23 protein-coding genes are annotated in these 22,180 nt (G+C 54.3%); 10 read left to right on the top strand and 13 right to left on the bottom strand.

Annotated elements, in window-relative coordinates; translation table 11 throughout:
* Window positions 1-65 precede the first annotated feature (65 nt).
* Complete coding sequence (locus tag D9980_RS02370) at window positions 66-1,169, bottom strand: suppressor of fused domain protein (RefSeq protein ID WP_121606278.1); 1,104 nt, start codon at window positions 1,167-1,169, stop codon at window positions 66-68.
* A 126-nt stretch (window positions 1,170-1,295) separates the two neighbouring features.
* Complete coding sequence (locus tag D9980_RS02365; protein WP_121606277.1) at window positions 1,296-2,180, bottom strand: oxygenase MpaB family protein; 885 nt, start codon at window positions 2,178-2,180, stop codon at window positions 1,296-1,298.
* 107 nt (window positions 2,181-2,287) lie between these two features.
* Between D9980_RS02365 and D9980_RS02360 the strand changes: the two genes are divergently transcribed.
* Window positions 2,288-2,728 (top strand): acetyltransferase, encoded by a 441-nt coding sequence (locus D9980_RS02360; RefSeq protein WP_121606276.1) that lies wholly within the window; start codon window positions 2,288-2,290, stop codon window positions 2,726-2,728.
* A 79-nt stretch (window positions 2,729-2,807) separates the two neighbouring features.
* Here D9980_RS02360 and D9980_RS02355 read toward each other — a convergent pair whose 3' ends face one another.
* Window positions 2,808-3,455, bottom strand: coding sequence for a TetR/AcrR family transcriptional regulator (locus D9980_RS02355; RefSeq protein WP_121606275.1), 648 nt, complete (start codon window positions 3,453-3,455; stop codon window positions 2,808-2,810).
* Window positions 3,456-3,888: 433 nt separating this feature from the next.
* Here D9980_RS02355 and D9980_RS02350 point away from each other — a divergent pair, with 433 nt between their 5' ends.
* Complete coding sequence (locus D9980_RS02350; RefSeq protein ID WP_024485340.1) at window positions 3,889-4,146, top strand: YdgH/BhsA/McbA-like domain containing protein; 258 nt, start codon at window positions 3,889-3,891, stop codon at window positions 4,144-4,146.
* A gap of 113 nt (window positions 4,147-4,259) precedes the next feature.
* Here the strand turns inward: D9980_RS02350 and D9980_RS02345 are convergent, their stop codons facing one another.
* Entirely contained in the window at window positions 4,260-5,558 is a 1,299-nt protein-coding gene (locus D9980_RS02345) for an SLC13 family permease (RefSeq protein WP_046808110.1), read from the bottom strand.
* A gap of 247 nt (window positions 5,559-5,805) precedes the next feature.
* Here D9980_RS02345 and amyA point away from each other — a divergent pair, with 247 nt between their 5' ends.
* Together amyA and D9980_RS02335 are read left to right on the top strand one after the other, a co-directional pair.
* Window positions 5,806-7,296 (top strand): alpha-amylase, encoded by a 1,491-nt coding sequence (amyA, locus tag D9980_RS02340; protein ID WP_121606274.1) that lies wholly within the window; start codon window positions 5,806-5,808, stop codon window positions 7,294-7,296.
* Window positions 7,297-7,419: 123 nt separating this feature from the next.
* Complete coding sequence (locus D9980_RS02335; RefSeq protein ID WP_021805181.1) at window positions 7,420-8,271, top strand: PA4780 family RIO1-like protein kinase; 852 nt, start codon at window positions 7,420-7,422, stop codon at window positions 8,269-8,271.
* Window positions 8,272-8,923: 652 nt separating this feature from the next.
* Here the strand turns inward: D9980_RS02335 and D9980_RS02330 are convergent.
* Window positions 8,924-9,388 carry an isoprenylcysteine carboxylmethyltransferase family protein gene (locus D9980_RS02330; protein ID WP_162304219.1) on the bottom strand — a complete coding sequence of 155 codons (465 nt, stop codon included), beginning with the start codon at window positions 9,386-9,388 and terminating at the stop codon, window positions 8,924-8,926.
* Window positions 9,389-9,466: 78 nt separating this feature from the next.
* On the opposite strand from D9980_RS02330, the gene D9980_RS02325 reads away from it, so the two are divergent.
* On the top strand, window positions 9,467-10,282 hold the full coding sequence (locus D9980_RS02325) for an AraC family transcriptional regulator (RefSeq protein WP_121606273.1): 816 nt from the start codon (window positions 9,467-9,469) through the stop codon (window positions 10,280-10,282).
* Here D9980_RS02325 and D9980_RS02320 read toward each other — a convergent pair.
* Both D9980_RS02320 and D9980_RS02315 read right to left on the bottom strand, forming a co-directional pair.
* Entirely contained in the window at window positions 10,258-10,851 is a 594-nt protein-coding gene (locus tag D9980_RS02320; RefSeq protein ID WP_121606272.1) for a LysE family translocator, read from the bottom strand. The two genes, D9980_RS02325 and D9980_RS02320, sit on opposite strands and share 25 nt — an antisense overlap.
* Before the next feature lie 301 nt (window positions 10,852-11,152).
* Complete coding sequence (locus D9980_RS02315) at window positions 11,153-12,430, bottom strand: PTS ascorbate transporter subunit IIC (protein WP_024485353.1); 1,278 nt, start codon at window positions 12,428-12,430, stop codon at window positions 11,153-11,155.
* A gap of 550 nt (window positions 12,431-12,980) precedes the next feature.
* Between D9980_RS02315 and D9980_RS02310 the strand changes: the two genes are divergently transcribed.
* From D9980_RS02310 to D9980_RS02290, 5 genes are all read left to right on the top strand, one after another.
* The gene (locus tag D9980_RS02310) at window positions 12,981-14,165 is read left to right on the top strand and encodes an MFS transporter (RefSeq protein ID WP_024485354.1); all 1,185 of its coding nucleotides are present in this window, start codon (window positions 12,981-12,983) and stop codon (window positions 14,163-14,165) included.
* Window positions 14,166-14,226: 61 nt separating this feature from the next.
* Window positions 14,227-15,120 carry a LysR family transcriptional regulator gene (locus D9980_RS02305; protein ID WP_121606271.1) on the top strand — a complete coding sequence of 298 codons (894 nt, stop codon included), beginning with the start codon at window positions 14,227-14,229 and terminating at the stop codon, window positions 15,118-15,120.
* Window positions 15,121-15,183: 63 nt separating this feature from the next.
* Complete coding sequence (gene yajD, locus D9980_RS02300; protein ID WP_021180444.1) at window positions 15,184-15,525, top strand: HNH nuclease YajD; 342 nt, start codon at window positions 15,184-15,186, stop codon at window positions 15,523-15,525.
* A gap of 734 nt (window positions 15,526-16,259) precedes the next feature.
* Complete coding sequence (locus D9980_RS02295; protein ID WP_024485357.1) at window positions 16,260-16,895, top strand: division plane positioning ATPase MipZ; 636 nt, start codon at window positions 16,260-16,262, stop codon at window positions 16,893-16,895.
* Window positions 16,892-17,197 carry a hypothetical protein gene (locus D9980_RS02290; RefSeq protein ID WP_024485358.1) on the top strand — a complete coding sequence of 102 codons (306 nt, stop codon included), beginning with the start codon at window positions 16,892-16,894 and terminating at the stop codon, window positions 17,195-17,197. Before D9980_RS02295 ends, D9980_RS02290 begins: the two co-directional genes overlap by 4 nt.
* A 121-nt stretch (window positions 17,198-17,318) precedes the next feature.
* Here D9980_RS02290 and D9980_RS27150 read toward each other — a convergent pair whose 3' ends face one another.
* From D9980_RS27150 to D9980_RS02260, 6 genes are all read right to left on the bottom strand, one after another.
* A complete protein-coding gene (locus tag D9980_RS27150) occupies window positions 17,319-17,525 on the bottom strand; it encodes a hypothetical protein (RefSeq protein WP_255417748.1) in 207 nt (68 codons plus the stop codon).
* 41 nt (window positions 17,526-17,566) lie between these two features.
* On the bottom strand, window positions 17,567-18,040 hold the full coding sequence (locus tag D9980_RS02285) for a substrate-binding domain-containing protein (RefSeq protein WP_255417747.1): 474 nt from the start codon (window positions 18,038-18,040) through the stop codon (window positions 17,567-17,569).
* A gap of 1 nt (window position 18,041) precedes the next feature.
* On the bottom strand, window positions 18,042-18,821 hold the full coding sequence (locus tag D9980_RS02280) for an ABC transporter ATP-binding protein (protein ID WP_121606270.1): 780 nt from the start codon (window positions 18,819-18,821) through the stop codon (window positions 18,042-18,044).
* Window positions 18,814-19,812 (bottom strand): iron ABC transporter permease, encoded by a 999-nt coding sequence (locus D9980_RS02275; RefSeq protein WP_024485361.1) that lies wholly within the window; start codon window positions 19,810-19,812, stop codon window positions 18,814-18,816. The genes D9980_RS02280 and D9980_RS02275 overlap by 8 nt, the downstream gene beginning before the upstream one ends.
* Window positions 19,809-20,849: an ABC transporter substrate-binding protein gene (locus tag D9980_RS02270; RefSeq protein ID WP_121606269.1), complete on the bottom strand. Its 1,041-nt coding sequence runs from the start codon at window positions 20,847-20,849 to the stop codon at window positions 19,809-19,811. Before D9980_RS02270 ends, D9980_RS02275 begins: the two co-directional genes overlap by 4 nt.
* 315 nt (window positions 20,850-21,164) lie before the next feature.
* The gene (locus D9980_RS02260; protein WP_024485363.1) at window positions 21,165-22,088 is read right to left on the bottom strand and encodes a PEP phosphonomutase; all 924 of its coding nucleotides are present in this window, start codon (window positions 22,086-22,088) and stop codon (window positions 21,165-21,167) included.
* Window positions 22,089-22,180: the final 92 nt, after the last annotated feature.

The raw sequence follows: 22,180 nt of genomic DNA, 5'->3' as shown, positions 1-22,180 counted from the left end.
TTAGCCTCCCGTACAGAAAGTGAGGCATAAACACTGACTCCTCACTTTCTTACTGGTTTACTCGGTTAACATAATGGCTGACGCGGGCGGAAGATATGATCGACACCCTGTTCACGCAGCCTTGTTACCAAATCGTGACCACCGTTGGGCGTGGCCTGAGCCAATTCCCGTTCGGTGGCAAACACCGGGCTGGCCCAGAAAATATTCACCGTATCACCGTATTGTTTAGGCAATACCAAGTGCTCACTGTAGGGATAAAATGACGAAGAGAGTACATAGCCTTCATAGCCCTGCGGAGCCACCGCCGACGCCAGAGTATGCCCTTCGCCAAACCAGGTGATGTTCGCCCAAGGCACATGGGCAAATCCCGCTAACGCGCTGGCCATCTGCACCGCATTCTCTTCGGTCATATACTGCCCATCGATGGCGATTGCCATCTCCATCCGGCGGAACCTGGCGGCATCGTCGTTGAACAGAATCTCTACCCACGGCATTGGCCGGATGCTGGCCCCCATGGTCAGGAAATAGTAAACCCCGTCGCGCTCATGCTGGGTGATGGCCATCGGCGGCCATTTGCCCTGATCGATAGCGTAATACTTCACCGAAGGGCCAAAGTGTTGTTCGTACTGTGCCTGGTAATCGCTCTGCATTTTTGGCCAGGGATTACCCTCTTCCCGCTGCCAGCTACGCCAGAACTGCCGGGTATTTTCCGCCAGCGCATATTGCGTATTGGTGGATGCGGAGCCCAGCGGATAGGCCAATGGATTCTCTTTGATGCAGCTTGCCGAATAGCAGACCGAGTGATCGATGTATAAACTCCAGCCGGGGATCACTGCTAGCAGTTGCCCGTGATACCACAGGGCAGCCCCGTCGTCGCTTTCCGTCCAGATCACCATCAGCCCAGCGGGATCCAATGGCGCTTCGCCTTCCAGATTACGGCAAAACTCGGCCGCCAACATTGGGGGAAGACCGGCTTCCATAGCGGCGCGATCTTCCTGCTGCGGAGCCGTAGCCAGGTTGCGCAGCCAACAGGCACGTACCTGAAAACGTTCACTGTACTCTTCCGTTGGGTAGATATAAAAATAGGCGGCCCGGCTATCTTGCTGAACCACCGCGACCAGCGTTTGATTCTCGTTATTCACTTCAGCAAGTACGTTTGACTCGTTCATATCACCTCAAGGGGTTGCTGGCGCACAAATAGGCTGTACGCTAAAAATAGAATATTTCTCTGGGCCAGTGTAGAACGCATCGTCAATCGGGATCACGGGCAATAGTCTCAAAAGTGGCCGCGCTGGCTAACATTGCGCTGATGCGCTCTTATTCATGCGCCGCATCGCCCGATGGTAGGAGCCATTGCGTACCGAAGCGCGCAGCACCCGCCCAACACCGCCAACGCCAATACGCACGCACCGCCGCCGGGTCGCTCCAGGGGTAAATCCCAACTGTTGCTGCGCCCAGTCCGGCAACAGATCGATCCCTGCCTGCATCACCAATGCGCCGAATGGCCGGGCCAGCGCGCTGGGAGCCGGGGCAGCCAGCAGAATGCGCGCCACTTCCAGCGTGCGTTCATCGCAAACCAACTGCGGGCGCATCTGTTGCAGATAATCGTCAACCGCTGCACAGGATTTTGGAACATCGCACGCGCCCAAGGCTTCCGCGACGAGAGCCGCTTCACGGTAATAGGTATCCTGTTGAACAAGGGACAGATGCGGATTGCGGTAACGCAGGTGCGAGGCCAGGAAACGACTGCTTTCGGCAACATGGACCCAGGTGAGCAGATGCGGATCGCTGGCGGCATAAGGCTGGCCGTTATTATCGGTGCCGTTGACCTGTAAATGGATGGCTTTGACTTTGTCGATCAGGCGTTGCGCCTCTGCACTGGGGCCAAACGTGGTGACAGAGATAAACTGGCTGGTACGACGCAGGCGGCCCAGCATATCCTCGCGGAAGTTGGAATGATCCCACACGCCCGCCAAAGCCAACGGGTGCAACATCTGCAACAGCAGCGCACTGACGCCGCCGCAAAGCATGGAGGTGAAGTCACCGTGCACTTGCCAGGTGACCGACTGCGGGCCAAACAGCCCCGGATCGCCAGCCGGATTTTCAAAATCAATCCCGCCGAGTGCCAGCCCGGTCAGGCTGAGCACCTGTTTCTCTATCGCTGCGCGTATCACTTCCATCCCCCTGTCCACGGCCTATGGCGCAGTTTATCATAGTGAGGGGCTGAGACTGCTCAACTCGCTATGTGGATAGCTTAACGAACAATGACAATAGATTGAGAATGTCGATGATAACGATAAGAACGCGTGTAGCTGCGGATAACGTGCAGCTAGTAGAAATCTGGCAGCGTTCGGTGCGCGCCACCCATCACTTCCTGGCCGAAGAGGATATTGCGCGCCTGTATCCGCTGATCCTCAACGACTATCTCCCGGCGGTCAGCGTCTGGGTGGCCGAAGATGCTGCAGGGCAGCTATGTGGTTTTATTGGCCTGGATGGCAACAAAGTGGAAATGCTGTTTATTGATGCCGATCGGCGTGGCGAAGGTATTGGCAAGGCCCTGCTGGCCGAGGTTGAGTCCATGCATCAGGAACTGCTGCTTGACGTCAACGAGCAGAATCCGCAGGCATTGGCGTTTTATCAGCATTACGGTTTTGTGGTGACGGGCCGCAGCGAGCTGGATGGCCAAGGCAAGCCTTTCCCATTACTGCATATGATGCTTAATGGCTAGCAATCACACACGTCCGAACGTAGGGGCGCCGCATGCTGCGCCCCTTGTTTTCAGCCTGTTGGGCTTTCAACAGCCCCGATCAAACTTTATTGCCCACCTGGCTCAAACGCGGCCATACCATCATGGTGGTATCCAGCAACCGCAACAGATCGTCACGGCTAGCCCCTTCACGCGCCTGGGCGGACATTCCGGCAATCATGCAAATAATGTACTTCGCCAATAATCCTGTATCCGTTTTTGCCAGCAACTCCCCCTGTTGTACCTTGCGGTCAAAGCAGGCTTTCAGGCTGGTTTCCTGCGCAAAATGCTTGTTGCGCAGCATCTCGGCCAGATCGTTTGAAGAGTCGGATAAGGCTGCGTTGGCGCATACCATAAAACAACCAGTAGGGTTTTCCGGATCGGTGAACACCTCTGCCGAGGTGCGCAAATAGGCTTCGACGATGTCGGCGATCGGTAACTCCTGGGCCAGCAGGCGGTTGTAACATTCTACGTAGCGGCTCAGATAGCGCTCAACCGCGGCGCGAAACAGCCCCTCTTTGTTACCAAACTCCGCATACAGCGTAGGCGCTTTAGCCCCGGTCGCTTCCACCAGATCGGCCAACGAGGTGGATTCATAGCCATGGCGCCAGAACAGCTCAAGCGCCTGCTCAACGGCCTGATCGCGATCAAACTGCTTCGGCCTGCCGCGTGATTTCTTCGCGCATGCGTCTTCATTATTGATACTCATAGACCCCTCACTTTCCCGGTGGCCCAACGCGGGCACAATCATTAAATTATCGATCGGTATAAAAAATAGTACGCCGCCGATGATAAGCGAGCAACTTTTAATTAGCGATCGGTAAGCAATGTGGCCAATGACGCCCCCTACCGGGCAAAAAACGGCGTTCAATCCGGGTTGCGTCTTGCTACAGGATGACGAAAAATACGAGAAAACATTAGAATTCAGATTAAATAACAATAATTTAATTTAAAATCCTATCTTAACATCCCTTCCCCATCGGCCCGCGGCTTGAGCGGGATAGCACGAATTAATTAACGACCACTAAAAAAACATTTGCAATCGTTCGGGCAGGAGCCTACCATTAAGTTATCGACCGTTAAGTAATTAAACGGGATAACACCAAAACTTTATTGCTCATGTAGAGATAGGAAACCAAATCATGAAAAACCTGAAAATGACCGTCGCCGCCATCGCACTAGCTTCTGTATCTTTCGGTAGCTTCGCCGCAGAGTTGGTCAGCAGCCAACCCACCGATCTGCAACAATCAGGCGTGATCACCGTGAGTGGCGCTTCTGACCTGACATCGCTGGAAAATAAACTGGCGGCTAAAGCGGATGCAGCCGGCGCCAAATCCTTCCAGATTATCGCAACCACCGGCAGCAACAAACTGCACGGCACCGCGATTATCTATAACTAATCATAAACTCGTCGGCCGGAAGGGCGCAGCATGCAGCGCCCCTACGTTTTGAGCCGGTGGGAGAATGTTTGCAGTATCAGGCGGCCTTGGTGCCGCCTTTTGCTATTTACCCCTCAGCCAAACCAGCCCAATAGCCCGAACCATAGATAATCCAACGGTACCAACAGCCCAAAGGTTAACAAGGCCAGCAGCAGACACAGTTTCAGTCCTTCACGCGGCGGAACTTTCCCCATCCCCATTGCCACCACAATCGGTGATGCCTGATACGGCAGCAGCGGCGTGGCATAGCCAATCACCTGCGTCATCAATACCGTGGTTAGCGGCAAGCCACTCCCCTCTGACAGAACCTGCGCCAGCGGCGTGAACAGCGCGGGTACGCCATTGGCCGTCACAACAAAATTCAACAGCGTCGTAATACCGATCAACAGGCCAAAAGCGGTAAATGGCCGATCCTGTGTTTGCGGTATGACGTTCAGCAACGCACTGCCTAACCAATCCCCCAACCCGGAGTGGCTCACCAAAGCCGTCAACCCAAGGATCCCCGCCACATAGAGACAGGTGCGGATGTTGACACCGGCTGCAAACTGCTCCCCCGTCAGGAAACCAATACGCGGCAACAGGCAAACGCAGGCGGCAGCCAGCCCTACCCAGGCGGGAGCAATACCGTGCCAACTATCGGTGATCCACAACAGCACCGTGATCAGTAGCAGCGCGATCAACCGCCATTCCGCTACGCTAAGTGCACTCTGCTCGGAGGTTTTTTCCACCGGCTGTGGTTTGGCGCGGAACAGCCAGCAGATGCATAACGTCAGCAACGCGCCTTTTGCCAGCCCCAGGATCGGCGCATGCAGCAGCAGATAAGACAGGTAGGTGAAGTGAATGCCATAGGCGCTTTCTGCCGCCCCGCTCATCACCAGATTAGGTACGTTGGCAGGCAAAATGCTGGCGGAAAGTTGGAAGGTACCAAACCCTACCGCCAACGCCAGGCCATAGCGGCCACGCGATCCTTCTGCCAACCCGGCACGTTCGGCTAACGCCATGATGATCGGCATCAGCAGGGTAATACGCCCCATATTCGACGGCATGACAAAGGCCAGCGCATAGCTGATGGCCACTACTCCGCCCACCAATCGTGGCCAGGAGCCAGCCAGTAGCGGCAGAATACGGTTGGCCAGCCGATCGGCCAGCCCCGTAGAACGAATGGCCGTCCCCAGCACAAAGCCGCTCAATACCAGCCAGAATGCCGATGAGGCAAACCCGGAAAACACCACTGCCGTCGGCGCTAGCTGTAACACCATCACCGCAGCAAAAAACAGCAGCGCAACCAGATACTCCGGCAAACGCGACGTTGCCCATAAGGCGATCACCACCAAAGTCACCAGCGCGGAAACGCCCATCGGGTAATCCATCATCCCTTCTCCCTGTCATCGTTAGTTTTTTGTTATCAACTGGTTATATCTTCACATAACGGAAACGCCCGAACGGTGAAACGGCTCACAGTTCACGGGCGGCGGCCAAATCGGCCATACTCTCCCCGCGCCAAGAGGCTACTCTGCTTGCAGGCTAGCGCCAGCTATTTTCCCTTTTGCCAAAAGTGGCCCATGCTTAGAGGGGCCGAGCATTTGGCACACGTTTACTGACGAACCGGGGTACTGACTGATGACGAAAAAGACCACGCTGTTACAGTTTTTCCATTGGTACTACCCGGATGGCGGCAAGCTATGGCAGGAGGTCACCGAACGTGCCCCCGCCCTGGCCGAGCTAGGAGTAACCGATCTATGGCTGCCACCAGCCTATAAAGGGGCTGCTGGTGGCTATTCGGTGGGGTATGACAGCTACGATCTGTTCGATCTGGGGGAGTTTGATCAAAAAGGCACCCGCGCCACCAAATACGGCGACAAAGAGGCGTTGACGCAGGCCGTTAATAGCCTGCGCGAACACCAGATCCGAGTGATCTATGACGTGGTGTTCAACCACAAGATCGGCGCCGATGAAAAAGAGCAGGTGCACGTCTATAAGGTTGATGAAGATAACCGTAACGATATCGCAGAGGTTGGCATCGACGCGCTGGCCTACACTCGCTTTACCTTCCCAGGGCGGCAAGGGGCCTATTCCAAATTTATCTGGGACTATACCTGCTTTAGCGGCGTCGATTATATCGAGCAACCGGATGACAAAGGCATCTTCAAAATTGCCAATGACTACGGTGATGAGGGTTGGAACGATCAGGTTGACGACGAAAACGGCAACTTTGACTATTTGATGGGCGCCAACGTGGAGTTTCGTAACCAGGCCGTCGTCGAGGAGCTAAAATACTGGGCACGCTGGTTGATGGAAATCCTGCCTTGCGACGGGTTCCGGTTGGATGCCACCAAACATATCCCTGCCTGGTTCTTTAAAGACTGGGCAGATCACGTGCGCGATGCGGCACAGCGCGATCTGTTTATCGTGGCCGAATACTGGTCACACGATCTGGCGGCATTACAACAGTATTTAGCATTGGTCGATGGTAAGGTGATGCTGTTCGACGTGCCGCTACAGCTGAAATTCCATCTGGCGTCAAAACAGGGCGATGGTTACGATATGTCGCAGCTGTTTACCGATACGCTGGTCGCCGTCGACCCTGCCCATGCGGTAACTCTGGTGGCAAACCATGACACTCAGCCGTTGCAATCGCTCGAAGCGCCGGTCGAACCCTGGTTCAAACCGCTGGCCTACGCCCTGATCCTGCTGCGTGAACAAGGCGTTCCTTGCCTGTTTTACCCGGATCTGTACGGTGCCAGTTATAGCGATCAGGGCGATGACGGCCAGCAATACCAGATTGACATGCCGGTGATTGCCGAACTGGAGAAACTGATCCAGGCGCGTCAACGCTTTGCTAACGGCGAACAACAAGACTATTTTGACGATCCCCACTGCATCGCCTTCAGCCGCAGTGGCACTGCCGAGCAACCGGGTTGCGTGGTGGTGATGACCAACGGGGCCGAAAGCAGTAAAACCGTCGCGCTGGGCGAAAATTTTGCGCATAAATCCTGGCGTGACTTCCTCGGCAACCGCGAGGACGATATCATGACGGATGAGCACGGTAGCGCCGCCTTCCCGGTCAACGGCGGCAGCGTTAGCGTCTGGGTCATGGCCGAAGCAGAGTAAGGTCCTCCGGGGAGGCAATGTACCACCCCGGCGGCAAAACCCATTTTTGCCTTTTTGGTCCGATTTTTCATTAAGACCATAAGCAAATATTCACAGCGGAGCCTAAATAGGGTACAAGGCTGCATGAAAATTCCAAAACGACTCCAGCCATTGGTAGATGATGGTTTAATCGACGACGTCATCCGCCGTTTGAAAAGTGGCAAAGAAGCCGACGTATTTATCGTGCGTTGCGGTAAAGAGATCCGCTGCGCCAAAGTGTACAAAGAAGCCGATAAACGCAACTTCAAGCAGGCCGTGAACTACCAGGAAGGCCGCAAAGTGCGCAATAGCCGCGACGCACGCGCCATGAGTAAAGGCTCCAAATTTGGCCGCCAACAGCAGGAAGAGGCCTGGCAAAATACCGAAGTGGACGCGCTATACCTGCTGGCCAAGGCAGGCGTACGTGTGCCACAGCCGGATATCTGCCTGGACGGTGTATTGCTGATGGAGCTGATCACCGATGAAGAAGGTCTGGTAGCCCCACGCCTGAGTGACGTCACGTTAACGCCGGAACAGGCGTTGAACGATCACGCCTTGATGATGAACTATGCCGTGCGCATGCTCTGTGTTGGGCTGGTTCACGGCGATCTGTCAGAGTTCAACGTACTGATGGATAAAGACGGGCCGGTGATTATCGATTTGCCGCAGGTGGTAGATGCCGCCGCCAACAACCATGCCAAAAGCATGTTTGAACGCGATATCAACAATATGACTCACTACTACGGCCAGTATGCGCCGCAGTTGCTGGGCAGCAAGTATGCCAAAGAGATTTGGGCGCTGTATCAGGAAGGCAACCTGACGCCAGAGACGGAGTTGACCGGTAAGTTTGTTGAAACCAGCAAGCGGGCCGACGTTGACTCGGTGCTGGAAGAGATCCAGGCGGCCAGCGATGAGCACCAGCGGCAACTGATGGCTCGTAACGAAGAAGAAGATTGAGATCCAGCATCAAAATGACCCCTCACCCTAACCCTCTCCCACAGGGCTGTCTCTTATACACATCTCAAGTTGCGGTCAAATGGCCGTAATTTGAGAAACATAGCAGGCTGATTTTAAAGAGAATTTTTCCGAGTGCCCTATTGATTCGCTTGAAATAATTCCCATAAAAAACAGTAAGATGCCGAGTTGTGTATAAGAGACAGCCCACAGGGAGAGGGGACCGATCGAGTTCGATTTCGGTTGCAGAAATCTACCTGACCACCGCACTGAATCAGCTCTCTGTTGCGGAACTCTCACAGTACCTAAACATGGCACTGTACGGCTCCCTCTCCCTGTGGAAGGGGGCCGATCGAGTGGGTCTGAAAACTCAGTGACGCACCTTGGTTGAGGGGGGCGATAAAATTTACTGAGATGACTAAATTACTACCCAATAAGCAGGGGCTAATAGCTCCCTCTCCCTGTGGGCTGTCTCTTATACACATCTCAAGTTGCGGTCAAATGGCCGTAATTTGAGAAACATAGCAGGCTGATTTTAAAGAGAATTTTTCCGAGTGCCCTATTGATTCGCTTGAAATAATTCCCATAAAAAACAGTAAGATGCCGAGTTGTGTATAAGAGACAGCCCTGTGGGAGAGGGTTGGGGTGAGGGGCCTCAAAGCCAACGCCTTACCCGACGGCAAAACGCATTGTAGTCTTGCCCAAAGTTGGCTCGTAGGAACGTCTCTTCACGCGGGATCTGCACGCGATCCAGATAGGCAAAAAATAACCCCCACCATAACCAGACGCCGATACCTCCCAGCAACAGTCCCCAAGCCGCCAACAGCAGGACCTGCCCCAGATACACCGGATTACGGCTGAAACGGAAAACGCCGTTAACCAGCAACGCGCTGACCTGCTGAAATTTTTGTGGATGCAACGTGGTGCCAGCCCGGTGAAAAGCATAACTGGCACTAAACATAATTAGCACGGAAGCCACCGCTAATGCGCCAGCAGTCCAGAGCATAACCCGGTTATCTTGCCAGCCCCCCTCGGCTAGCCAGCAGGTTGCCGTCATCCCCGCAGCACAAACTGCCATCACCACCGGCGGCAAAACCAACCGCTGCAACCACACTACCATTTTCTTGCTCCCTCTCGACCACGCAATACTATTTGCGCTATAACAAGCTCTCCCTGTAACAACACCAAAGAAGAGACGATGAGCCAATATGCCCCACAGTTCTGGCGTGATGAACGCCTGCCGTTCGTTGAGGCCCGCCACGTCGAAGATGGCCGCAAGCTCTGTTATGCGCTGCATAGCCACGAGTTCTTCTGTATTGGTACCATCACCGCCGGTACCAGCACCTATGTTAACGGCGACCAACACCTCCAGGTTAAAACCGGTGACGTGGTGATCATCAACCCGCAGCAGGCGCACGGCTGCAACCCCATTGGTGACCAGCGTTGGGCCTATACCATGTTTTATATCGACCAGCACTGGTTGGCAACGCTACAGCAGGACCCTAGCAGCGGCTTTGTGCCATTCAAGCAGATTATCAGCCAGGATAAGGCGCTGTTTAGCGGCCTGAATCAGCTGTATGGGATACTGACCGATCCACTCTGTTGCCATCTGGAAAAGCAGATCGCCCTGGTGGATTACTTCAGTAACCTGCCGCAGTTACTTGGCGAGTCTCCGGTTTTACAGCAGGATATGACCCCTAAATTGGAAATGGCTGCGGCGTTTATCCGTGCTCATTGTACCCAGTCGCTGACGTTGGAGGCGATCTGCCAAGCGTCGGCCCTCTCCCCTTCTTATCTGATCCGCGCTTTCAAGAAGCGCTACGGCATGACGCCTCATGCCTACCTGGTCAATCAGCGCGTGCAGCACGGCCAGCGGCTACTGAAACAGGGCTTCTCCATTGCTGCTGCCGCCAACGAAAGCGGTTTTGCCGATCAGGCGCACTTTCAGCGCACCTTCAAGCAGTTGCTGGCAGCCACCCCCGGCCAGTATCAGATCCCTTCGGCCAGCAAGTAACAGGCGCTGAACGCCAGCAGCAGCGCCATCAAACGGTTAAAGCGGCGCAGATTGTGCGCCCGCTGCAACAGGCCGCTAAGCATCGCCCCAGCGTAGGCCCAACAGGCTATCGACAGGTAGCAAATCACAAAGTAGAGCGCAGCAAATTGCCACAGCAGATGCATCTCCCCATCACCGACAAAGGCTCCCATACTGGCAACAGAAGCCAGCCAAGCCTTGGGGTTCAGCAATTGCAACAAGGCACCATACCAATAAGAAGGCGTTTGTTGCCGATTACCTTGGCTGAGTTTCCCGTCATCCGCTGCAAGCTGATAGGCCATATAGAGCAGAAAGGCCACGCCGGCCCAAAGGATCACGGTGGTCAGCCCCGGCCATAAGGTAAGCACTTCATGCATTCCCAAGCCAACCGACACCAGCAATAACGTGAAACCCAAGGTCGCACCGGTCACATGCCGCAGGCTGGTCGTAAAGCCAAACTGAGCTCCACAGCTAAGTGCCACGATGTTTACCGGACCAGGGGTAATAGAAGAGGCCAACGCAAAAGCGGCCATAGAAAGGTAAAGCGTCATAGTCAGCACCTGTAGAAGAAAATTACAGGTGCCAGCGTGCCGGGTTACCACGGGGGAGTATTGAAGGAAATTACCCTGCTGCGCTTTTAGAATCATCGCAATCATTAACCAGACTCATAGCATGGGAACTTAACAACAAATCACTCGCCTATTTAACCTTAACGGCCTTTTGCCAAGCGATGCGCTTAATGTTTCCGCCTTAAGAATAACGTTATGAGGGTCAACAGAAGCCACCCCTGAAGGGGCGGCTAAGTGAAGAGAGCAGAGTTGATGAGGAGCGACCGCCGCTGACGGTGAAATATTACTTAAACCAACCAAACACGGTGTTGATCAGCAGCGACGAAATGGTGAAGTCAGGGTCGGCAAAGGTCACACCATTGGCACCCAGGCCAGCGAACAGATGCAGCGTCAACGCAGGGAACACGCACAACAGCAGGCCGTTGATGGTACTGGCAATGATAGCCCCACGGAACCCACCGGTCGCGTTACCGAATATCGCCGCTGCGCCACCGGTAATAAAGCTGGCCATAATGCCGGGTACAATAATCGGCAAACCGATAAACGGGAAAATCAGGATACAGACCAGTTCCACCAGGAAACTGACCAAGAAGCCGATCAGGGTGGCATTAGGCGCCTTGGTAAACAGCACCATCACATCCACTGCTGGCACCGCACCTGGGGCAAACACTTTGGCAAACCCTTTGAACGCCGGCACGATCTCTGCGGTAAACATGTTAACGCCAGCCTTGGCCATATACAGGCCGCAAGCGAAAATCGCCGATTGTTCGAGTACAAAGATCAGTACGTTTTTATCCGCAGCCCCGGCACCATAAACCATGGCCATGGCGTCCTTAACCTGCGGTTGTGTGGCGAAGATGCTGGAGATGACCAGCAGGATTAACATCGTTAGCAGCGTAGCGACGTTAGGCTCCCGGATAAAGTCAAACTTGTTGCTGATCACCACATGTTCGGTATCGTGCTTTTTATTACCGAACCATTTCCCCATATAAGAACCAATAATATAGGAGGAGATCGCCGCATGGGAAATAGCGTAATCGTTAGAACCGATAATATCTCGGCTGAACTTGCTCAATATATACGGTGATATTGCCATATAACAACCAATGAAGATTGAAGCGATAGTCACGATAGCAACATGGCTGTAACCCAGCTCGGCCAGCACCGCCGTCAGCGCAAAGGCCATAAACAGCACCAGGTGCAGGGAAAGATAGATATTTTTAAAGCGGGTAAAACGCGCTAGCAAAATATTCAGCACCATCGAGAACAGCAGGATCACCGCCGCTGTCGCCCCCAGCTTATCAATGGTCGCCGCCATAATAGCTTCGTTGCTCGGCACCACACCAACAATGTTAAATGCGTTAGAAAACAGCGAACTAAATGCGGTCAGCACTTTCATCAGAATGCTGCCACCGACCTTGATCATGGTAAAACCGATGAAGGAGAGCAATGTCCCGGTGATAATCCTTGAAATCGGTGCTCGTTGAAAAATCAGCCCCAGGAAAGCGACGATCGCAATGATCACCGATGGTGTTTTTACCAAACTAAGCAATATGTCCACGATATCCCTCATTATTTACATTATTTATGCAGGAAGGACAGATTTCTTGTTACCCAATAGATCCCAAGCCGCAGTTTGCTAGGGCAAAACGCGCCCTGGCCTACGGTGCTCTAGCTTGAAAGGTGAAGGGAGCAATGTGCCTTCGATGGGCACATTGATACCATGCTGGATTTTGTTTTACTCCCGGTACGTGATTGATTCGAGATCTCAATCACGAAAAATGAAACATTGTTTTATTTATGTAAAACACCTTTTCATTTTTAGTTTTACCCGATGAGACGCCTTGTGAAAACGTTGACCATGATGCGTCTAACTGGCGAGCAGACCAGCGGTTTAGCTACTTGAGGCATAAGCTTATGCAAAAATGTCTTTTTACCTTCTTCACCCCGCCAACCCGCGCCAACCGGTGATCCAAGTGATTATTCCCCTGTAGAAACAGTGTAACCACCGCAGATGGATTTATTCGCCGCTCATTGCTACGTAAATTGTGATCCCGATCACTCGTACAGCTGTCGTACGACGTGCATATTCATCTGAGGTGAGTGCTACTATGTTGAATAATAAAGATAAACCTGCATCATCACCGTGGCTGGCGATCTTCTCGCTGACGGTCGCCTGTTTTGTCATGGTCACCACCGAGTTCTTGCCCATCGGGCTACTCACCAACATCGCCCCTTCCCTGGACGTCAGCACCGGTAAAGCTGGCCTGATGGTCACCATCCCCGGCGTGGTTGCCGCCGTGGCCGCACCGGTCCTAAGTCTGCTCTCTGGGCGACTCGATCGGCGGTTGCTGATGCTGGGCCTGTCCGCGCTGCTGATTATTTCCAACCTGGTTTCCGCGCTGGCGGTGAACTTCCCGATGATGCTGCTTGGCCGTGTGCTGTTGGGCGTCTGCGTCGGGGGATTCTGGTCTTTCGCTGCCAACTATGGTCGCCACCTGGTGCCGGTTGCTAGCCAAGGCCGGGCGACCGCGCTGATCCTGAGCGGCATATCGGTCGGTGCCGTCTGTGGCGTACCCGCAGGAGCATTGATCGGCGATCTGTTCGGCTGGCGTGCGGCCTTCTTTGGCAGCTCCGTATTAGCGGGTATCGTGCTGTTGGCACAAATGCGCCTGCTGACGTCGGTGCCAGCAAGCCGCCCGGTGACCCCGAGCGATCTACTATCACCGCTGCGCCTGCCAATGGCGCGCATTGGGTTAATCGCTATCGTGTTGCTGTTTGTCGGGCACTTTGCCGCCTATACCTACCTGCGCCCACTGTTGCAGCAGGTGTTTGTCCTTAGCCCTTCTGCGATTTCGTTGCAGCTGCTTGCCTATGGCGCTATCGGCCTGCTTGGCACTTTCCTGGGTGAGCGGTTGGCGGAACATAGCCTGCGCGCCACCTTTATCCTGATCACCGCCATGCTGGCCAGCATTCTGATTGTTTCCCCCTTCCTCAGCGGGATCCCTGGTGCCACCCTGATGGTGTTGGTTTGGGGGCTAGCATTTGGTGCTGTGCCAGTCTGTGCCACCAACTGGATGTTTGCCGCCGTGCCCCAGGCACCGGAGGCCGGGCAAGCCTTATTGGTGAGCGTGATCCAGATTGCTCTGGCCTCGGGCGCATTGCTCGGCGGGGAAGTGGTTGACTGGCAAGGCGTCAGCAGCGCAATGCTGTTCGGTGGTGCCCTGATCCTTTCGGCTATGCTGGTGTTCGGCTGGTCATTACGTAGCGGCATGATTAGCGTTAAGCAGCCATAATCATTATTCCCCTAGAGAAACATGCCCCGGGAAATTGCCGGGGCACATTATTGAGAGCGCTATGGATCACCATCTGCTAGCTATTCGCGTGTTTAATCGCGTGGTGGAAACCGGCGGCTTTACCCGTGCCGCCGATTCGCTGCGTATGCCAAAAGCCACCGTCACCAAACTGATCCAGAGCCTGGAAAACCACCTGCAAACCAAGTTGTTCCAACGCACCACCCGCAGCGTTTCGGTCACTTCAGAGGGAGAATGTTATTACCGCCGCACGGTAAAATGGCTGGCGGAGTTGGAGCAGATGGAAGGCTGTATGACCGAATCGCAATCCGCACCACAGGGCGTGTTACGCATTGATGCCGGAGGTTCCACCGCACGGTTGGTGCTGTTACCTGCACTACCCGAGTTTATCGCCCGCTACCCCCAGATCCAGATCGACCTTGGCGTGGGCGATCGCAACATCGATTTAATCAACGACAGCGCAGACTGCGTGATCCGCAGCGGCCCTTTAGCTGACTCCAGCCTGATCGCCCGGCGGTTGTTTGCCTTGCAATGGGCGACCTGCGCAACGCCAGCCTACCTAGCCCGCCACGGCACTCCGCAGCACCCTTGCGATCTGGAGCAGGGATACCCGTTGGCGCACTATCGCCACGCACTGAACGATCGCATTCAGCCGCTGCAATTTGTGGATCAGGGCAAAACCATCGATATCCAGCACCGCTACCAGGTTAGCGTTAATGAAAGTAATGCCCATCTTGCCTCGGGATTGGCGGGCTTGGGCATCATTCAAATACCGCGTTTTATGGCACAGCCGCATCTGGACAACGGCGAACTGATCAGCCTGTTGGATAACTGGCAACCGCCAGATGAACAGATGTATGTGGTTTACCCTTCAAACCGCCATCTCAGTGCCAAACTGCGGGTCTTTATCGACTGGGCGGTAGAACGATTCCACTAGCCTGTCTGCGTGCGGTTTGTGGTAATATTGAGCGCAATATTATTCTGATCCATAGGTGCCCACATGGCATACATTCCAAAAAACTACGCGAGACTGGAAACCGGTTACCGCGAAAAAGCACTGAAAATCTTCCCGTGGGTCTGCGGGCGCTGCTCACGCGAATTTGTTTACTCCAATCTGCGTGAACTAACGGTGCATCACATCGATCATGACCACAGCAACAACCCGGAAGACGGTAGCAACTGGGAAATGCTGTGCCTGTACTGCCACGATCATGAACACTCCAAATACACCGAAGCCGATCAGTATGGCTCCACGGTGGTCGCCGGTGAAGATGCACAGAAAGACGTAGGGTTAGCCACACATAACCCCTTCGCCAATCTGAAAAACATGATGAAAAAATAAGACCGCAGATCACCATGAGTAGGAGCGCCTGTAGGGGTCAATAATTGGGGGTGGAGGGGAAACTACGATCTCTGGCCAACCATTGATTATCCGGACGGGCGCAGCATGCAGCGCCCCTACATAGTGACCCCGGTGAAAGAATATCTACACATGCGGTTTTACCAGCCTCCAGCCTTTAACCCTCTCGTAAGATAACAACCTGATAAGCTATTAACTTAGCCAAACCCAACACCTATCAGAAACCATGAACACACTTCAACCAAGCCGCAATCTATGCCGTAGGGGCCCCGCATGCTGCGCCCCCTACATAGTTACCCCGGTGAAAGAATATCTACACATGCGGTTTTACCAGCCTCCTGCCTTTAACCCTCTCGTAAGATAACAACCTGATAAGCTATTAACTTAGCCAAACCCAACACCTATCTGAATCCACGAACACACCTCAACCGAGCCGCAATCTATGCCGTAGGGGCGCCGCATGCTGCGCCCGGTGAGCTGCTTTACCATCAATCCTGGCTGCATTCCCCTTCAATAAAAACTTATCAAGCTAGTAAGTTATTAAACAAATAAACCCACAAGTTAAGACTTTACCTACTTGGCAAGCCGCTGCCAATGGGGCATATTGTCGTCATACGCACTTGTTAACTCATTTAATTACCAACCTAGCAAGCGCATTAACTTATTAAGTTAGTTAATTGATAAGTTATCCGCTTGGCAACTTGAGAGATGGCAACATGATTGTTTTGATTGGTTCGCAGAAAGGCGGCGTCGGCAAATCGACCATGGCGGTAAACATCGCCGGATATCTGATCCTGCAGCAGAAGAAAACGGCCATTATCGTCGATGCCGACGACCAGAAATCCATCATGACCTGGTTCAACGACCGTCAAAATGTCGAAGGGCTTCCGCAGATCCCGGTGGTGGCTGCCTCAGGCAAGATCAAAGAAACCCTGCTGGAACTGAACCGTCACTACGATTATGTGATTGTAGATACCGCTGGCCGCGACAGCGCAGAATTACGCTCCGGGCTGCTGGCCGCCGATCTGTTTATCTCGCCGTTGCGCCCTTCTCAGATGGACCTGGATACTATCGGCTACCTGTCCGAGATGTTCTCCACCGCCCAGGAATACAATGAAAAGGTAAAAGGCCACATTGTGCTCAACCTGTGCCCAACCAATATCTTCATTAACGAAGCCAACGAAGCGGCCGAAGTGCTGAGTGAATACCCGGAACTGAAGTTGGTAAACAACCGCCTGTGCGATCGCAAAATTTATCGCGATGCCTGGGGCGAAGCGCTAACCGTGCATGAAGCGCACAATGAAAAAGCGCAGCACGAAATCGAAAGCCTGGTAACAGAGGTGATCCTGTGAAAAAACGTACGCCAACCCACCGCATGTCGGAAGATGAATTTATCAACAGCGCCACTTCACATACGTTGATTGTTCCTGCTCCTGCCGCCGTTGCCGAAAAGCCCCAGGGCCGTAAGCGCGTTTATAAAGCGCTGTCCGTCAGCCTGACGGATAACCATGTGGAGATGATCGACGAAGTAATCGGTCATGCGGCGCGTAACGGCATCGTGCGCATCACCCGTTCCGATGTGATCAAGTTAGCCATCGACACGTTGGCCGACAAGAGCGAGGCGCAATTGCTGGCCCTGCTAAAGAAGATCTGAGCAACTCAACAACTTGCCAGCTTAACAAGTTAACAAACAAGTAAGCTGGCAAGCTTAACAAACAAGTTACCAAACCGATAAATTATTAAGCTAGTAACTTAATGTTGTTGATAGTAAAGCATTAGTCTAACGCCAGCATGCCCATGCGCTGTAAAATCCTCTGCCCTCTAACACCCAGAATAAAGGCCACCAACTCTTCTGCAACCGTACAACCTTCATCCAATAGACACAGGCCATAGGTCACTTTGAAGTCGAGGGCGGCAGGTAACATTCGTACTTTTACCTGCGGGCAAACAGCTAGCGCATCTGCATAGCTGGCATAACCCAGAAAAATATCCGCCTGACTTTCTGCAATCAGATACTCAGCCGCTAACCGGCCTGTTGGTATTGGCGCAGAGTCTGGCCCCCCACCAGCGCCACTGCCCGGCTTCGCAATGCGCTCCCCTGCCCCGGCAATAACCGCTCCAGGCGATCGAACAACTGTTGCGCATAGTCACCGGAAGGATCGGCTAGCGGCGTTGAGGTGCCGACACGCCATTGTGGGTCGCACAGCAACGTCAGCAAATCCGGTTGAGTTAACTCCGGGATATTACGCACCGTGGCGCATAGGTGATTGCGGGTAAACGGCTGTACCGCCTGCGCAAAATCGAGTGCCACCAGCCGCTGTGGATGTTCGAGATTGGCAGAGGCAAACACCTGAGGCCTTTCCCCCTGCTCAATCCGTTCCCGCAGCATCCCTGCCGGGCCAAAAGTGGCCTCGACCCGGTGACCGCTCTCCTGCTCAAACGCCACCAACAGCGGAGTGAACGCCAGCCGCAAACTGCCTGCGGCAAAAAGAGTCATGTTATTCACGATTGCGCTCCCGTTGGCTGTGGAAGATGGGCACTAACGTTTCCAACTGGCTGCCAGCAAAGGGAATGGATACCCGTTCAATCGGCAAATGGAACAGCGGCGAAAGATTGTCTGCCGTCAGTACCTGCTGGCAACTGCCTAACTGATGTCGCCCTTCTGCCCCCAGCAAGAGTGCACGGTCTGCCACGGCATGAGCATGATTAGGTTGGTGAGTCGAGAATATCACCGCCATCTGCCGGTCACGCGCCAGTTGGTCGATCAGGGTCAGCACCCGGTCCTGATGGTGCAAATCCAGTGCCGAAGTTGGCTCATCGAGGATCAGCACTTCACAGGCCATTGCCAACGCCCGGGCTATCAGCACCAATTGGCGCTGCCCTCCGGAAAGGCTGCCAAACTCACGATCGGCAAATGCCAGCATATCCAGCGAATAAAGGGCCTGTTTGGCTAACTGATGATCCTCAGCCGAAGGGGCACGAAACAGCCCGACATGCCGAGCCCGGCCCATCAACACAATATCCAGCACCTTGTAGGCAAAGGGCGGCGTGAAATACTGCGGCACAAACCCTAATCCGCAATGGGCGACAACGCTCCCTTGCTGTAACGGCAAAGTGCCCAACAAGAGTTGCATCAAGGTGCTTTTGCCACGCCCGTTGGGGCCAAGCACTGCCAGCACTTCTCCCCGCTGTAACTGCAAATCAAGCTGTTGGAACAACTTGGGTTGTCCTGGCCAGCCAAAGCTCAGGTTGCTGACCTGTAGCAGCGTTTCAGCCATTCCAGCCCCTTACCTGCGCACGCCGTAGCAGCAAGGCAAACAGAGGAGCGCCGATCAAAGCGGTGAGAATGCCCAACGGAATTTCGCTGCTGCTCAGGGTACGAGCCAAATCGTCGATCAACACCATATACAGTGCACCAAGGCACATCGCCGCGGGCAATAAGCGCCGATGGTCTGGCCCCACCAGCAAGCGGGCCAGATGCGGGATCAGCAACCCCACCCAGCCAATACTGCCGCTGACTGCCACCTGTGCTGCCACAATCACCGCACACAGCGTCAGGATCAACCAGCGAGTACGTTCAACGTTAATCCCTAACGCAGCCGCATCCTCATCTCCCAAAGAAAGCAGGTTAATACGCCAACGCAGTGCCAATAACAAGCCACCGGCCAGCAGTAGCGGCAGGAACAACATCAGCAACTTATGGCTATCCGCCGTGGCAAAGCTGCCTAGCAGCCAGAACACAATGCTGGGCAGCTTCTCTTCGCTATCGGCCAGATACTGCACCAGGCTGACGCAGGCAGAAAAGAAGCCGCTGAGGATCACCCCGGCCAGCACCAAAGAAAGAATATTGCGCCGGGCAACGGCGCTGGTGATGGCAAAAATCAGCAACAGCGCCAACATGCCAAAGACGAAGGCACTCAGCAACAGCATCAATACCGGCAGGCCAAGCAGGATCGCCAAGGTGCCGCCAAAAGCAGCTCCAGAAGAAACTCCAATAATATGTGGATCGACCAACGGGTTACGAAAGACCCCTTGCAAGGCTGCCCCACACAGCGCCAAAGCCGAGCCTGCCCCCATTGCCAACAGCACGCGTGGCACACGCACGCCGAGGATCACCTGCCGTTCGATCTCCGTGATATCTGCATGCTGGCCTATAATCGGTTCCAACAAAATCATCAGGCTATGACCAGCCGTAACCGGATAGCGGCCAAAACCCAGGGAGAGCAATGCGCAGCAGGCCGTGAGCAGGAGCAACAACCCCAGTTTCATTTGCCGCTCTGGCAGCAACTGGCGCGGTAATAGCGTTGGTAGTAGGTGTCTACGTGCTGTTGCAGATCAACATCGGTGAAACGCTGTGGGTAGAGCGTTTTTGCCATCCACAATTCCCCAAGCGCCAGTGCTTCCGGCATTGGGTAGCCCCAGGCTTTGGCATATTCCGGCATCAGGTAAACCTGTTTGTGTTTCACCGCCTCGATCGGCTGCCACTGTGGCGAGGTGAGGATCTGCTGCACCACGTCGGGATAACGTTCCTGCACAAAGATCACCGCCGGGTTCCACTTCAGCACGTCTTCGATGGAAACCTGCTTAAAACCCTGAATGTCTTTGGCCGCGACGTTCACGGCACCGGCATGTTGCATCATCAGGCCGGTGTATTTACCCGAACCGTAAGTAGTGAGATCCGGGTTGGCCATATAGACCCGCACCCGTTGATCCTCTGGGATATCCTGCAGACGCTTGGCCACCAACGCGCGCTGTTGGAAAACATCTTTCACCATCGCATCCGCCTGTGCCTCGCGGCCCATCACCTTGCCAATCAGGCGAATACCATCCTGCAGGCCAAGGTTATAAACCCGATCTTCATTTTCTAGTACCGGATTGATTTTCCCAGCCTGAGCCGCCGGTTCACGGCGCAGCGAGATTGCCACCACCGGAATACCTGCCTGCTCGATCTGGGAGATCATATCCGCCGGGGCATAGTTGGCCACAAACACTACCTGCGGGTGCAGAGTCAGCAGGCTTTCAATATTGACCGCCGTAAGATCGCCCGGCATGGGCATCTTGGCCAGGCTGGGAGCCAGCCGTAAATAGTTCGGCCCCAGCTGTTTCTGCCAACTGCTGAGCACGCCAACCACCTGCGGCATGGCGTCTAGTTGTACAAGCAGGTTTAACGTCTGATGTTGTAGCACCACGGCACGGGTAATGTGGTCCGGCAGCGTCACGGTGCGGTTGAGTTGATCGGTGACCTGGCGATCCGCCAAGGCGGCGGATGAGAAAAGAAGAGCAAGCAGTAATAGGCGTTTGAACATGAGAGTTTCCGGTGGATTATCGTTATATACAAAATGATATAGCGATAATCACAATGAAACAATCTGCCGGATCAAACAACGCGTTGAAAGGAGGTATAAACGGGAGAAATATGCCCCTCACCCTAACCCTCTCCCACAGGGAGAGGGGACCGATCCAGTTAGGCTGAAAGTGTAGTGATTCTTCATAAGCACCGGCTGACTGACCCTGCTCATCCTGGTTAAAGTGATGATCGAGTTGCTTGATCACCTCTTTACTTCCAAAAGAGCAGGGGCTAACAGCTCCCTCTCCCTGTGGGAGAGGGTTGGGGTGAGGGGCTAGCGGTTAACGGAGCGAGCTATGCGGGTATAGGTGTGGCGTACACCGCGGATCGCCACGCTGTAGGCAAAGATATTCTCCGGTAACGCCAAGCCAAGATAGCCGGTATCGCCAATATGGTGCAGATCGGCTCCGGCCATTTTGCTCATCAGGGCAATCTGGCGAATGGTTTGCACATCGGCCCCCTCCTGAGAAGTGCCGATGGCGGTCATCGCCAGCGCGCCCTGTTGCTGAGTAAACGTAATCAGCTCGGCGACCTTTTCCTGAGACATTCCGGGGATGGTGCCCGGTGCAGGTAATAGAACAATGTCAGCCCCGTTTTCAATAAACAGCGCAATATCTTGTTCGGTGATCAACTGACTGCCGCTTTCACGCACAATCCCGGCGCCGTGCATTTTGCCGGTCACCAGCACCAGCTTATCGCCCACTTCGTCACGAATATGCTTCAGCGCCTCGGCGATGGCCTGGTTGCTGACGCCGTTATTCGGGTTACCGGTCAAGACCACCATGCGAGCGCCAAGCTCATACAGTTTTCGGGCGTTTTCCGCCGTGGCCGCGCGCCCCGCTGTCATCTGCCAAAACTCATTGTGCGTGGTGGCAAACGCCGGATCGACGGCTTCCAGATTGACCCCGATAACGCGCCCGGTCAACCGTTGCAGTTCGCGTATGGCTTCTTCTGGTGGCACATCGGCAGGCAGCCCGGCAATGTGCGGCTGATTGACATCAAACAGGTTCAGCAGCAGGATGTCGGCCCCCTGGCTGGCAGCCAGTTCGGCATTGGTGACGTTATTGAGCAGCGGCTGGGTTACCGCGATGGTCTCACTGACCAGAATGCGCCCTTCGCTGGCACGGATGGCGTAGATCAGATCGTCTTTGCTGATGTTGGCCAGATCGCTGGCGCTACAGTCCAGATATCTTTTCATGGTGCAATCTCCGGTGATTTTTTCTGTGTGCTGCTTGGCGTTTTACGAGGGGGACTGTCCGAACTAAAAACCGCCTCCCGCGTCTGACCTCA

Source organism: Serratia sp. 3ACOL1 (genome assembly GCF_003668775.1).
Lineage (GTDB): Bacteria > Pseudomonadota > Gammaproteobacteria > Enterobacterales > Enterobacteriaceae > Chania > Chania fonticola.
The sequence above is the reverse complement of the archived record's forward strand: the minus strand, read 5'-3'. Positions and strand labels throughout refer to the sequence as shown.